Origin of the sequence: Streptomyces sp. NPDC006872, from assembly GCF_040635845.1 — a bacterium.
Lineage (GTDB): Bacteria > Actinomycetota > Actinomycetes > Streptomycetales > Streptomycetaceae > Streptomyces.
In genome coordinates, this window is the sequence record NZ_JBEYIL010000009.1 from 223,616 (window position 1) to 236,716 (window position 13,101).

Here is a 13,101-nt window from a genome sequence, read left to right on the forward strand (position 1 = left end):
TCATCGCGGCCTCGGCCCCCTCCGCACGACTTCCCCCCAACCTCCGTCGGTCTCGCCGACCATTCATGGGAGCGCTTCCATGCCTGAGCCCACTACTCCGGTGACCTTTCCTCCCGCCTTCCTCTGGGGCGCGGCGACCTCCGCCTACCAGATCGAGGGGGCGGTGCGGGAGGACGGCCGCACGCCGTCGATCTGGGACACCTTCAGTCATACGCCCGGCAGGACCGCCGGTGGTGAGACCGGTGACATCGCTGTCGACCACTACCACCGCTACCGCGACGACGTGGCGCTGATGGCGGAGCTGGGCCTCAACGCGTACCGCTTCTCGATCTCCTGGTCCCGGGTCCAGCCGACGGGCCGCGGCCCCGCGGTGCAGGTGGGCCTGGACTTCTACCGCCGTCTGGTGGACGAGCTGCTGGCGGCCGGCATCCAGCCCGCCGTCACGCTCTACCACTGGGACCTCCCCCAGGAGCTGGAGGACGCGGGCGGCTGGCCGGAGCGGGACACGGCGTACCGGTTCGCGGAGTACGCGCAGATCGTCGGGGAGGCGCTCGGCGACCGCGTGGAGAACTGGATCACGCTGAACGAGCCGTGGTGCAGCGCGTTCCTGGGCTACGCCTCCGGCGTGCACGCACCGGGCCGCACCGACCCGGCGGCCTCGCTGAAGGCGGCCCACCACCTCAACCTCGCCCACGGCCTGGGCACTTCGGCGCTGCGCGCGGCCATGCCGGCCCGCAACTCGGTGGCGATCAGCCTCAACTCGTCGGTGGTGCGGCCGCTCTCGCCGGGCGATCCGGCGGACCTGGCGGCGGTCCAGAAGATCGACGACCTCGCCAACGGCGTCTTCCACGGTCCGATCCTGCGCGGCGCGTACCCGGAGACGCTGCTGGCCGCCACGTCCTCGCTGACGGACTGGTCGTACGTCCTCGACGGCGACCTGCGCACGATCAACCAGCCGTTGGACGCACTGGGGTTGAACTACTACACGCCGACGCTGGTCTCGGCGGCGGACACCACGGTGAAGGGCCCGCGCTCGGACGGCCACGGCGCGAGCGAGCACTCCCCCTGGCCGGGCGCGGACGACGTCGCCTTCCACCAGACCCCGGGCGAGCGCACCGAGATGGGCTGGACGATCGACCCGACGGGCCTGCACGAACTGATCATGCGCTACACGAGCGAGGCCCCGGGCCTCCCGCTCTACGTCACCGAGAACGGCGCGGCCTACGACGACAAGCCCGACCCGGACGGCCGCGTCCACGACCCGGAGCGCATCGCCTACCTGCACGGCCATCTCTCGGCGGTCCGCCGGGCCATCGCCGACGGCGCGGACGTCCGCGGCTACTACCTCTGGTCCCTTCTCGACAACTTCGAGTGGGCGTACGGCTACGAGAAGCGGTTCGGCACGGTCTACGTCGACTACGCGACGCTCGCCCGCACCCCGAAGTCGAGCGCCCACTGGTACGGCGAGGCGGCCCGCACGGGGACCCTGCCGGGCGTCGAAACGGCCTGACCGACGGGCCACCCGGCCCACATGACCATCTGACCCGGGGATAGGGGAAGGGGCGCGGCACGCTGAGGGGGCGTGCCGCGCCCCGCTGCCTTGCGACCGCCGGCGCCGGGAGGCTCGGCCGCTGAAGGGGCCGGGTCAGGACACGAGGGTCTGCTCCTCCAGTTCGGTCAGTCGCACCGTGCACAGGCCGCCCCGCTCGGCCTTTACGTCCGTCACCTTGAGCTGCGTGCCCGGCGAGAGGATGAATTCCTCCTCGTCGGTGAACGCGGAGAATCTGCGGATGCCCACCGCCCGGACGGGGACCACCTCGAACAGCGTCCGCTTGCCCCGGCTGCCGAGGAACGCCCGCGCCACGCCGATCTTGGACGTGCACGAGGACACACCCCACCAGGTCACGGTCCGCCCCAGTGGGTACTGCGCACGCAGGTCCAGCGACACTCCGCGCCACAGGGGCTCCGTGCGGGCGGGAAGCTGCGACACCGCCGAGAACAGCAGCCGCAGATACGGCAGGTACGGGATGACCTTGGCCCGGTCCGGGGCGCGCAGGACGGCGTTGATCTCCCGGTAGAACGCGGACTCGCAGGTATAGAGGTAGAGGGCGGCGATCGCGTCGGCGGGCAGGCCGTCGGCCGCTTCGTCCGCCCGCCGCTTGCCGAACTCGTGCGACCGCGTGACGTGCCGGTCAAGGCCGGACAGCAGCTCGGCGACCGGGGCGACCGCGTCGTGGAAGTCCATGAGCGGGGTGTCGAACACTCCGGTGATCGCGGGGAGGACGAGTCCCTCGTCCTTGACGCTGGAAAGCCGCTCCAGGTACAGCTGGTGCAGCTCCATGGTGGACGCGATGAACGCGCCCATGCGTGCGGCGGTGCCGCTGTCCGTCCCGCCGGCCTCCGCCGCGTGCTTGTCCCAGCCCTTGCTCGGCAGCCAGTCGATCTCGTCGACGCCCAGCGACGCGAGGGCCGCGTTCACCGTTCCGAAGTGCTCGTCGTCGCAGAAGATGTCGCCCTGCGCCGCGGGGTTGGGGTGGTCGATGTGCCGGACCTCGACGTCCGGGTACTTCTTCTGCAGCCGCAGGACGACCTGCTTCAGGCTGCGCGCGTGAGCGCCCCACCACGCGAAGACGACGGCACGGTCCGCGTCGTCCTCGGCGTTCTGCTTCGCCCTGAGGATCTCCTCGACGATCCGCTCGGCGACCGGACGCCAGAACGCGGTGTGCGGGTCGGCTCCCCTCGGCCCGTCGCTGCTGGCGGTGAGGGCCGCGTTCAGCAGCAGCACACCCTGGGTGAGCATCGCCTGGAACCATTCCGGCGGCTGGACGGTGTCCTGCTTCTTCAGAAGCGCGCGGATGTCGGCGATCGGCGTCTTCTTGGGTATGCCGTACTTCCACATCGCCGCCGCCTTGATGATGCAGCGGATGCTGACGACCCTGCCGAACTGGCTGTCCTTCCAGTCGTGGAAGGTGTTGTCGAACATGGCGATGCCGGTGGCGCTCTCCGGCCGCGGGTAGGGGTTCTGGCCGAAGACGACGACCTTCCACTTGTGCGGCGGGTTGGGCTTGAGCGCCTGGAAGGTCAGTTCACGGACGGGAACGACCTGCGGGGCGCGGCCCGGGCCGATGAACGCGGCCGCGTCCGGCTGCGCCTCGATGACCGGCTTCAGCAGGGGAAGCCACGGCTCGCCGCCGCCCTTGAACAGTTCGGCGAGAGCCAGCGGGTCGTTCGGGTCGGGCTGGGCGGGGGTGGTGGCATCGATCATGGCCGGGAGGCTAGCAGCGGGGTACGACAACCCGATCTCCCAACTGCGTTGTCAGTGGGGCACGGTAGCGTCGTGAGCAGTGGAAAGACCGTTTCTCACGTGGGAGTGCACTATGACCGTGGACCGCGAACAGGCACCGCTCAAGGTCGTGTTGACCGACATCAACGCGAGCGTGGTGGAGGCCTGGCGGGCGGCGTTCGCCGACACCCCCGAGATCGAGATCCGCAAGGGCTCGATCCTCGACGAGGAGGTCGACGCCTGGGTCAGCCCGACCAACTCGCGGGGCCGGATGGACGGCGGGGTCGACGCGGTCGTCAAGCGGCACCTCGGAGCCGGTATCCAACTGCGCGTGCAGCGGGCGATCCGCGACCGGTTCGCGGGAAGCCTCCCGGTGGGAAGCGCGGTGTGTGTGCCGTCCGGGGCGGTCAACCCGAAGTTCCTGATCTCGACGCCGACGATGCAGAAGTCCTCACAGAATGTGAGCGAGACCCTGAATGTGGCCCTGGCGTGCGCCGCCGCGTTCCAGGCGATCCACCGGCAGAACGAGCAGGCGCCGGGCAGCATCGAGTCGGTGGCGCTCGTCGGCATGGGTGCCCAGACCGGCCGGGTGCCGGCCCGGGTGTGCGCCAATCTGATGTGGACCGGCTACACACTGTTCAACGACCACCACTTCGAGGACTACGACGACCTGCGCGCCACGATCGTCGCGCAACTCGACGACATCGAGAACACGCCCGCCGAAGAGCGGGTGCGCATCGTTCCGCCCAAGCGCTCCGCCTCCCGTCGCTGACCGGGGTTCTCTCGGAGTGACGGGGTGGGTGTCGGGATCGGGGTACGTCGGCCGCAGGCCCCCCGGCGGACAACCGGAGGGCCTGCGTCCCGGCTATCCGACGCGCGGTTCCCGTACGACCGCCACCCCGCCCGGCGGGACGGAGACCAGGCCGTTCGACGGCACCGGCTTCCCGCCGAGGAGTTCGACCGAATCGGCGGCGACCACGACCTCGGCGCCCTCCCCGCTGTGGTCGATCAGAAAGAGGTAGTCGGCGTCGGCACCGCGTCGTCGGGCCGCCTCCACGCCGTGCGGCACTCCGTCCGCCACCGGCCGCACCCCCGCCTCCTCGCGGATCCGGTCCAACAGGGCCGTCAGGGTGGCCGGGTCGGGGAGGGTCGCCAGGTACCAGGCCGTTCCCGACCCGTGGTCGTGCCTGGTCACCGCCGGGACGTCGGTCAGCGGGCCGTCCGTGTACGACGTCACCGCCGCCGCGCCCGCCAGGCCCACCCGCTCCGACCACAGGGACGCCGTGCCGCCGCCGGTCAGGCCGACCGTCTCGCCCGGCAGCAGCGGGAACAGCTCGTCCGTGCGGACGCCCAGTGCCTCCCGGAACGCGCCCGGGTAACCGCCCAGCCGCACATGGCAGTTCACGTCCACGGCCCCGCTGTGGAAGCCGACGGCCAGGGTGCCGCCGCGCTCGGCGAAGCCGGTGAGATTCGCGGCGCCCGCGTCGTCCACCAGATACAGGCTCGGGGCCAGGACCAGGCGGTACGCCGACAGGTCCGCGTCCGGGCGGACGAAGTCCACCGCGACGCCCGCCCGCCACAGCGGCTCGTACCAGGAACGGATCAGGTCGAGGTAGCGGACCTCCTCGCTCGGCTGTGAGGGCAGCTCCAGGGCCCAACGGGCGTCCCAGTCCCAGACGATGGCCGTCTCGGCCGTGCCGACCGCGCCCCGCACCTCCGCCAGCGCCCGCAGGTCCGCGCCCAGCGCGACCACGTCCCGCCAGATGACGCTGTCGGTGCCGGCGTGCGGCAGCATCGCCGAGTGCCACTGTTCGGCGCCCGCCTTCGCCGCCCGCCACTGGAAGTAGGCGATGCCGTCCGCGCCGTGGGCCACGTGCGCGAGCGCGTTGCGGCGCAACTCCCCTGCCGTCTTCGCCCGGTTGACCGGCTGCCAGTTCACCGCGCCCGTCGAGTGCTCCATCAGCAGCCAGGGGCGGCCGCCCGCGAGCGAGCGCACCACGTCGCCGCTCATCGCGATGTCGATCTCCGACTCGGGGTCGGTCGAGCGGAGGTAGTGGTCGTTGGAGACCACGTCCAACTCCGGTGCCCAGCGCCAGTAGTCCAGCGCGTCGAAGTTGTACATCACCATGAAGTTGGTCGTGGCGGGGAGCGCCGGGGCGGCCTCCGCGAGCACCGCCCGCTCCGCCGTGCACAGCGACAGCAGCTCGTCGCTGCAGAAGCGGCGCCAGTCCAGGCGGTGGGTCGGGTTCGGGACCGCGCCGGTCGCGCGCGGCGGCAGGATCTCGTCCCAGTCGTAGTACCACTGGCTCCAGAACGTGGTGCCCCAGGCGTCGTTCAGCGCGGCCAGGTCGTTGTCGTACCTGCCGCGCAGCCAGGTCCGGAACGCCTCGGCGCTCGTGTCGCAGTAGCACTCCGCGTTGTGGCAGCCGTACTCGTTGTGGACGTGCCACATGACCACCGCCGGGTGGTCGGCGTACCGCTCCCCCAGCGCGCGGGCGATCCGCAGCGCGGCCTCCCGGTACGCGGGGCTGCTCGGGCAGAACGTCTGACGGCTGCCGTACGACAGTCGCCGGCCGTCGCGGTCCACCGGCAGCGCCTCGGGGTGGGCCCGGAAGAACCAGGCCGGCGGCGCGGCCGTCGGGGTGGCCAGGTCGGCCGCGATGCCGTGGGCGTAGAGCATGTCGAGGACGCGGTCGAGGCGGGAGTAGTCGTAGACGCCCTCGGACGGCTCCAGCAGCGCCCAGGAGAAGATGTTGACGCTGACCATGTTCACGCCGGCCTCGACCATGAGCCGCATGTCCTCGGCCCAGACCTCCTCGGGCCACTGCTCGGGGTTGTAGTCGCCGCCGTAGGCGAGGCCCGGGACGTTCAGTTCACGGCTCATCGCTCGCCTCCCGCGAGGAGGCGGCGCGTCGTCTCCACGCCCCACTGGTCGAGGGAGAGCAGACGGTCGCTGGAGGCGACCAGACCGCCGGTGGCCTCGACATGGGCGGCCCAGCGCTCACGGGTCTCCACGGCCGGGCGGGCCATCAGGCAGTCGGGGTCGTTGACCCAGAGGCGGCCGTGCTGCCACTGGCGGCCGACGCCGGTGAACTCGGCCGGGTCCTGGCCGGGCTGGCTGTAGTCGTCGGCCTCGGGACGGCGGTGCGGGGCCGTGTCGGGGCTGACCCGCATCGCGTCGAACAGGCCGATGGACGGCAACAGGGGCGCCCCGCAGCCGAGCAGGTAGGCGTCCGCGCCGATCGCCTCGCGGATCAGCTCGATCCCGGAGCGGTACGCCTGCAGTGCGTCGACGTCCTGGTGGCGTACGCCGTCCAGGGCGCCCGCGTACAGGAAGTCGACCTTGAAGTAGTCGTAGCCCTCGGTGCGCAGGGTCCGGAAGACGTCCGTCAGGTAGGCCGCCGCGTCCGGGTGGGTGGTGTCCAGGACGTTCAGGTCGTGGTCCCAGTTGTGGCCGGCGTGCGCGAGGCCGCCGTCGGCGGACCGGACCAGCCAGTCGGGGTGCCGCTCGGCCAGCTCGCTGCTCGGGTCGACCAGGAAGGGCGCCGTCCAGATGCCGGCCCGGCGGCCGCGGGCGCGGATCGCGTCGGCGATGCCGGCCCGGGAGCGGAAGCGGCCGGAGAGGGTGAGCCAGTCGCCCAGGGCGCGCTGGTAGCCGTCGTCGATCTGGACGACGTCGATGGGCAGGTCGAGGACCTCCATGGCGCGGAGGTTCTCGTGGATGTCGTCCTCGGTGACCTGGGTGAAGTACTCGTACCAGGAGCACCAGACGGTGGGCGCCGGGCGGGGCGCCGGGAGCCCGAGGCCGGCGGCCCAGTCGGCCAGCACCTCCTGGATCCCCGTGCCCGTGTACTCCTTCACCGGGCCGTCGGCGCTGATCTCGGCCACCCCGTCCTGGGCGACCAGCCGGATGGACGGCGCCTCGCGCGTCGGCTCCGGCGCCGCCCACAGACGTACCGGCGATCCGTCACCGGGGTCGAGGGCCAGCAGCCCCTCGCCCTGGAAGGCTCCGGCGGGGACGCCGACGCCCGGGCGGTAGCAGACCGTCGCCCAGTTGTCGTTCGTCGGGCGGTACGGGTACGCGTCGAGGGCGTATGCGCCGCTGGGGCTCCAGGACTGCCAGCCCTCCTCGTGGACGCGGGCGCGACGGGGGTCCACGGGGACGGAGGCCACCGGGGTGAAGGGGTGGGGCACGGGTGTCTCTTTCGCGGGGAGGGGGCCGTCAGCCCTTGTTGGCGCCCAGGGTCAGGCCGCTGACGAACTGGCGCTGGAGCACGAAGTACACGATCAGTGTGGGGATCGCGGTGAGCAGGGCGCCGGCCGCGACCAGGTTGGGGTCGGTGAAGTACTGGCCGGAGAGGTTGTTCAGGGCCGAGGTGATCGGCATGTTCTCACCGGTGGAGATCAGGACGATGGCCCAGAAGAAGTCGTTGTAGATCCAGATGGAGAGGAGGGTGGCCAGGGCCGCCATCGCGGGCTTGCACAGCGGGAGCACGATCTGCCAGTACAGCCGCCAGACGGACGCGCCGTCGACGAGTGCCGCCTCGGTCAGCTCGTGCGGCAGCGAGCGCATGTAGTTGCTCAGCACGAAGGCGCAGAAACCGGCCTGGAACGCCACATGGATCAGGACCAGGCCGAGCGCGGAGTCGTAGAGCTTGCCGCTGACGGTGATGCCGGGGAGGTCCACCAGCAGGTACAGGCGGTACAGCGGGGTGATGATCACCTGCTGCGGGAGCAGGTTGCCGGCCGTGAACACCAGGAGCAGGAACAGGTTGACCCGGAAGTCGAAGCGGCTGACGTAGAACGCCACGCAGGAGGAGAGGAACAGGGTCAGCAGCACCGCCGGGACCGCGATCAGCAGCGTGTTCCCGAAGTAGTGCATCATGTCCGACTGCTCGAACGCGTTGGTGAAGTTGTCGAGGCTCAGCTTGTCGGGCCAGGAGACATAGCCCTTCTCGCTGGTCTCCGCGTACGGGCGCAGGGCCGCGAACAGGGCCCAGAGCAGGGGCGCGAGCCAGGCCAGGGCCGTGCCGGCGAGGAAGACGTGCAGCAGGATCCGGGCGGGGCGCAGGGGGGTGCGCTGCTTGCCGACGAGGGTCGCGCTCATGCTCGTCGCTCCTTCCGGAAGGTCGCGATCAGGTACGGGATGATCACGGCCAGGGAGATCACCAGCAGGACGACGGCGATCGCCGAGCCGTATCCGATGCGGCTGGACTCGCCGATGATGTTGTTGGTGACCAGGATCGACAGCAGTTCCGTGCCCTGGGCGCCCTTGTTGAAGACGAAGACGAGGTCGAAGGCGCGCAGGGCCTCGATGATCGTCACGACGAGGACGACGGTGTTGGTGGGCCGCAGGGTGGGGAAGATGACGTTCTTGAACGTCTGCCACTCGTTCGCGCCGTCCAGCGAGGAGGCCTCGCGCAGGGACGGGTCGACGCCCTTCAGACCGGCCAGGTAGAGGATCATCATGTAGCCGGTGTGCCGCCAGCAGGCGGCGACCAGGACGGCCCAGAGATTGAGGTCGGGGTCGCCGATCCAGTCGATGTAGTGGCCCGGCTGGTTGGCCCCGATGAGGCTGTTGATCAGGCCGGTGTCGGGGTTGTAGACCAGCTGCCAGACGAATCCGGTGACCGCCAGCGACACCACGACCGGCAGGAAGAAGGCCGTCTGGTAGACGCGGCTGAACCGGATCTTCTTGTCCAGCTGGATCGCCAGGAAGAGCCCGAACGGGGTCGGGATCAGGATGAGCACGACGAACCAGACGACGTTGTGCTGGACGGCGGGCCAGAACTGCGGGTTGTTGGTGAACAGCTCGCGGAAGTTGTCCAGCCCCACCCACTTGATCGAGTCGAAGCCGATGCCGTCCCAGGTGGTGAAGGCGAGGGCGATGGAGGCGAGGGCGGTGAGCCAGACGAGGGCCACGTGCAGGATCGTCGGCACGCCCGCCATCAGGGCGAGCGTGAACCGGTCGCGGCGGGTCAGCAGGCGCCGGTGGCCCTGCGGAACCCGCTTCTTCGAAGGCGCGGGGCCCGGAGGCGGCACGGCGGCCGCCTCCGGGTTCTGGGTGCTGATCGGCGTGGTCATGAGGACGCGAAGATCGTCTTCTTCTGGCGCTCGATCGAGGTGAGCAGGCTGTCGACGCCCTTGGGGTCGCGGACGAACTTCTGCAGCGCGGGCTGCATCACCGTCGAGGTGAAGTCCGGGCGGCTGTCGCGGTCCATGAACTGCGTGAGGTGCTTGGCGCCGCTGATCATCTCGTACGCCTTCTTCTGCAGCGCCGTGTACGAGGAGGTGTCGGCCTTGCTGGAGGCGGCGACGACGTTCGGGTCGGCCTTGAGGTAGATCGACTCGGCCTCCGGGGTGCCCAGGTACTCCAGGAGCTTGACGGCGGCGTCCTTGCTCTTCGGGGCCTTGGAGAGCATGAAGCCGTCGGTGGGCGCCTCGACGGTGTCCTGGCCGTAGGCCGGGTCGATCTCCGGGAAGGCGAAGAAGTCGAGGTCGTCGGCGTCGGCCTGGTTGGTGAACTGCTGGCCCACGAAGGTGCCCAGCAGGTACATGCCCGCCTTCTTGGAGACGAGGGTCTGGGCGGCGTCCTGCCAGGTGCGGCCGACGGCGCCGTCCTGGTGGTAGGGGAGGATCTCGGCCCAGTTGTCGAAGGTCTTGCGGACCTTGGCGTCGGTCCAGGAGGCCTTGCCGGCCATCAGCTCGACGTGGAAGTCGTAGCCGTTGGTGCGGAAGTTGATCTGGTCGAAGGTGCCGAGCGCGGGCCAGGCGTCCTTGTCGCCGAAGGCGATCGGGACGAGCCCGTCCTTCTTCATCTGCTTGCAGAGCGCGACCAGCTGGTCCCAGGTGGTGGGGACGGTGTAGCCGTACTTCTGGAAGACGCTCTTCCGGTAGAACAGCGCCCAGGGGTACGTGTACAGCGGCACGAAGTAGTACTTGCCGTCCGCGCCCTTGCTGAGCGCCTTCATCGCGTCGGGGAAGTTGCCGCCGATCTTGTCCCAGACCTCGTCGATCGGGGTGGCGAGCTTCTTGGCCGCGAAGAACTGCATGCGGTAGCCGGCGAACCAGTTGAACACGTCGTCCGGGGTGCCCTGGAGGTAGGAGTTGATCTGCTCCTGGAACGTGTTGTGGTCCTTGGTGTTCACGTCGACCGTGATCCCGGACTGCTTCTTGAAGGCGGCGTAGATCTCCGCGAAGGCCTTCTTCGGGACGGCGTCGGAGGCGTTGGAGCCGAGGGTGACGGCCTTCGGGTCCGCCGCGGTGCCGCTGCCGCCGCAGGCGGACAGCAGGGGTATGCCTGCGCCCAGAACGGCCGCGCCGCCTATGCCGCGCAACAGTGTGCGACGGCTCGGGGAGGGGAGAGCGATGCGGCCGGAGGGGGAGAGGTGGTGCATGAACGGCTCCTGACGCGAGGTTCGGCCACGCAGTGTGGCTGAAAGCTGATCGCAATCGACCAGAAATCAACTTGACCGAACACGGGGTGGCGCAATAACAGCCGTATGTCCGGTCATGCGTCAAGAGCCACTGGCTTCATTTGTCGAAACGTAATCGACACGCCTTGATCACCTTTTGACTGATTCCTTGATCAACAGGCGCTGGAGCAGCGCGCAGCAGGTGACAGCAGATGGCAGGCAGCGGGCCCGTCACCTGGGCGCGGTGCGTCCGCGTCGGCGCATGGAACCCCGGTGGCCCCTTCGTACGGGGTCGCTTCCGGCAAGTTGTATCCAGACGCGTATCTCCGTGCCGCCCAGCACCGACGAGCCGATGCGTACGTCGCCGCCGGTGGACTCCGCGAGGCGGCGGACTATGTCCAGGCCGAGGCCGGTCGAGCCGGGGGTTCCGGAGCCTCGGCCACGGGCCATCGCCGTCTCGGGGTCGGGGATGCCCGGCCCGGCGTCCGACACGAGGACGATCACCGCGTCCTCGCCGTTGTGGACGTCGACCGCGAAGGCCGTGCCCTCCGGGGTGTGGCGGAAGACATTGCCGAGGAGGGCGTCCAGGGCGGCGGCCAGGTCGGTGCGGGCCACGGGTACACGCACCGGACGGTCGACGCCGGCCGTGCGCACCTTACGGCCCTCGTCCTCCGCGAGCGCCGACCAGAACGCCATCCGCTCCCGGACCACCTGCGCCGCGTCGCATCCGGCGCCGGGACCGGGGGCCGTCGTCTGCGGCTTCGCCTCCCGGGCCGTGCGGATGATCGTGTCGACCTCGCGCTCCAGCTGGGCGACGGCGGTCCTCGTCTGCTCCGCCGCCGGGGAGTCGCCGAGGGAGGCCGCGTTGAGGCGGAGCACCGTGAGCGGGGTGCGCAGGCGGTGGGAGAGATCTGCCGCCAACTCCCTTTCGTTGGCCAGGAGTTGAACCACCTGGTCGGCCATCGAGTTGAACGCGACCGCCGCGAGGCGCAGTTCGCTCGGACCCTCCTCCGGCACCCTCGACCCGAGCTTCCCCTCCCCCAACTCGTGCGCGCCCTCCACCAGTCGGCGGGCCGGCCGCACCATCCTGACGCCCAGCCGGTCGGCGACGGCCACCGAGCCGACGACCAGCGCCGCCCCGACCGCCGCCAGCACCGCCCACGCCGTGCCGACGCCGTTGCTCACCTCGGACTCGGGCACGTACACCTCGATCACCGCGGTCCCCAGGCTCAGCGCCACGGGCTGGAGCAGCGCCGATCCCCCGGGCACCTCGGTGGTGGAGGCGCGGCCCAGTCTCCGCACGGCCGCGATGTCCGCGTCGGCGGCGCGCTGCCGGCCGAGGTCGACGGCGGTCCGGCCGTCGCCCGCCGGCAGGTGCACCGCCATGCCGTCGTCGGAGCCCGCCGAGGCCACGACCCGCTCCAGCTGGTCCCGGTCGGTCGTGATGGACAACGCCGGCACCACGACCGCGGCCTCCCGCTCCGCGTTGGAGAACGCGCGGTCACGGGCCATCTCCTTGACGACGAGCCCGAGCGGGACCGCGAAGGCGACCACGACCATCGTGGTGACCGCCAGACACACCCTGACCAGCGCCCACCTCATCGCACCGGCCCCGCTTCCCCCGGCGGTTCGAGCTTCACCCCGACGCCCCGCAGGGTGTGCAGATAGCGCGGCCGCGCCGCCGTCTCGCCCAGCTTGCGCCGCAACCAGGACAGATGGACGTCGATGGTCTGGTCGTCGCCGTAGGACTGCTGCCACACCTCGGCAAGCAGCTCCCGGCGCGGAACCACGACTCCCGGCCGGCCCGCGAGAAAGGCCAGCAGGTCGAACTCACGGCGGGTGAGGTCGAGCCGGACGCCGTCCAACTCGGCCTGTCGGCGCAGCGGGTCGACGGTCAGGCCGCCGACGTGCAGCACGGGCGAGGACGGCGGGGCGTCGCCTGAGCCGGGCCGCCGGGACCGTCGCAGGACCGCCGCCATCCTTGCCGACAGGTGCTCCGCCGAGAACGGCTTGGTCAGGTAGTCGTCCGCGCCCGCGTTCAGCAGCCGGACGATCTCCGACTCGTCGTCGCGCGCGGTGGCGATGATCACCGGCACGTCCGTGATGCCGCGCAGCATCTTCAGCGCCTCGGAGCCGTCCAGATCGGGCAGTCCGAGGTCCAGGACGACCACGTCGAAGCGGAAATGGGCGACCTCGCGCAGCGCCTCCAGCGCCGTGCCGACGCTGCGCACCAGGTACGAGGCGTCGGTCAGCTGCCGGATGAGCGCCGAGCGCACGAACTGGTCGTCCTCGACCACGAGCACACTTGCCATGCGCCGCAACCTACGCCATGCGACCGAGCCCGGCCGGGGCCTGTGGACAACTCCCCCGCTGTGGACAAACGGTGGCCCCTCGGGGGGACAC

The 13,101-nt window shown here is 70.5% G+C and carries 10 protein-coding genes; 2 read left to right on the forward strand and 8 right to left on the reverse strand.

From position 1 onward, the window contains the following. The first annotated feature begins 79 nt into the window (after positions 1-79). Positions 80-1,510, forward strand: coding sequence for a GH1 family beta-glucosidase (locus ABZ725_RS26910; RefSeq protein WP_358805131.1), 1,431 nt, complete (start codon positions 80-82; stop codon positions 1,508-1,510). 135 nt (positions 1,511-1,645) lie between these two features. Here ABZ725_RS26910 and ABZ725_RS26915 read toward each other — a convergent pair whose 3' ends face one another. Further along, positions 1,646-3,265 carry an ADP-ribosyltransferase domain-containing protein gene (locus ABZ725_RS26915; RefSeq protein WP_358805132.1) on the reverse strand — a complete coding sequence of 540 codons (1,620 nt, stop codon included), beginning with the start codon at positions 3,263-3,265 and terminating at the stop codon, positions 1,646-1,648. A 112-nt stretch (positions 3,266-3,377) separates the two neighbouring features. Here ABZ725_RS26915 and ABZ725_RS26920 point away from each other — a divergent pair, with 112 nt between their 5' ends. Then, positions 3,378-4,055, forward strand: coding sequence for a macro domain-containing protein (locus ABZ725_RS26920; RefSeq protein WP_358805133.1), 678 nt, complete (start codon positions 3,378-3,380; stop codon positions 4,053-4,055). A gap of 93 nt (positions 4,056-4,148) precedes the next feature. Here the strand turns inward: ABZ725_RS26920 and ABZ725_RS26925 are convergent, their stop codons facing one another. The 7 genes from ABZ725_RS26925 to ABZ725_RS26955 all read right to left on the reverse strand — a co-directional run bounded on the left by ABZ725_RS26925 (position 4,149) and on the right by ABZ725_RS26955 (position 13,010). Beyond that, positions 4,149-6,167, reverse strand: a complete 2,019-nt coding sequence (locus ABZ725_RS26925) for a beta-galactosidase (protein ID WP_358805134.1) — start codon at positions 6,165-6,167, stop codon at positions 4,149-4,151. Then, a complete protein-coding gene (locus tag ABZ725_RS26930) occupies positions 6,164-7,477 on the reverse strand; it encodes a glycoside hydrolase family 36 protein (protein WP_358805135.1) in 1,314 nt (437 codons plus the stop codon). The genes ABZ725_RS26925 and ABZ725_RS26930 overlap by 4 nt, the downstream gene beginning before the upstream one ends. 28 nt (positions 7,478-7,505) lie before the next feature. Next, positions 7,506-8,390, reverse strand: a complete 885-nt coding sequence (locus tag ABZ725_RS26935; protein ID WP_351906724.1) for a carbohydrate ABC transporter permease — start codon at positions 8,388-8,390, stop codon at positions 7,506-7,508. After that, positions 8,387-9,367, reverse strand: a complete 981-nt coding sequence (locus tag ABZ725_RS26940) for a sugar ABC transporter permease (protein WP_351906727.1) — start codon at positions 9,365-9,367, stop codon at positions 8,387-8,389. The genes ABZ725_RS26935 and ABZ725_RS26940 overlap by 4 nt, the downstream gene beginning before the upstream one ends. After that, complete coding sequence (locus ABZ725_RS26945; RefSeq protein WP_358805136.1) at positions 9,364-10,680, reverse strand: ABC transporter substrate-binding protein; 1,317 nt, start codon at positions 10,678-10,680, stop codon at positions 9,364-9,366. Before ABZ725_RS26945 ends, ABZ725_RS26940 begins: the two co-directional genes overlap by 4 nt. A 249-nt stretch (positions 10,681-10,929) precedes the next feature. After that, a complete protein-coding gene (locus tag ABZ725_RS26950; RefSeq protein WP_358805137.1) occupies positions 10,930-12,300 on the reverse strand; it encodes a HAMP domain-containing sensor histidine kinase in 1,371 nt (456 codons plus the stop codon). Continuing rightward, the gene (locus ABZ725_RS26955; protein WP_358805138.1) at positions 12,297-13,010 is read right to left on the reverse strand and encodes a response regulator transcription factor; all 714 of its coding nucleotides are present in this window, start codon (positions 13,008-13,010) and stop codon (positions 12,297-12,299) included. The genes ABZ725_RS26950 and ABZ725_RS26955 overlap by 4 nt, the downstream gene beginning before the upstream one ends. Between the last annotated feature and the right edge of the window lie 91 nt (positions 13,011-13,101).

Coding starts and splice junctions, on each gene's coding strand:
- ABZ725_RS26910 (WP_358805131.1), top strand. CDS start 80: ATGCCTGAGCCCACTACTCCGGTGACCTTTCCTCCCGCCTTCCTCTGG.
- ABZ725_RS26915 (WP_358805132.1), bottom strand. CDS start 3,265: ATGATCGATGCCACCACCCCCGCCCAGCCCGACCCGAACGACCCGCTG.
- ABZ725_RS26920 (WP_358805133.1), top strand. CDS start 3,378: ATGACCGTGGACCGCGAACAGGCACCGCTCAAGGTCGTGTTGACCGAC.
- ABZ725_RS26925 (WP_358805134.1), bottom strand. CDS start 6,167: ATGAGCCGTGAACTGAACGTCCCGGGCCTCGCCTACGGCGGCGACTAC.
- ABZ725_RS26935 (WP_351906724.1), bottom strand. CDS start 8,390: ATGAGCGCGACCCTCGTCGGCAAGCAGCGCACCCCCCTGCGCCCCGCC.
- ABZ725_RS26940 (WP_351906727.1), bottom strand. CDS start 9,367: ATGACCACGCCGATCAGCACCCAGAACCCGGAGGCGGCCGCCGTGCCG.
- ABZ725_RS26945 (WP_358805136.1), bottom strand. CDS start 10,680: ATGCACCACCTCTCCCCCTCCGGCCGCATCGCTCTCCCCTCCCCGAGC.
- ABZ725_RS26950 (WP_358805137.1), bottom strand. CDS start 12,300: ATGAGGTGGGCGCTGGTCAGGGTGTGTCTGGCGGTCACCACGATGGTC.
- ABZ725_RS26955 (WP_358805138.1), bottom strand. CDS start 13,010: ATGGCAAGTGTGCTCGTGGTCGAGGACGACCAGTTCGTGCGCTCGGCG.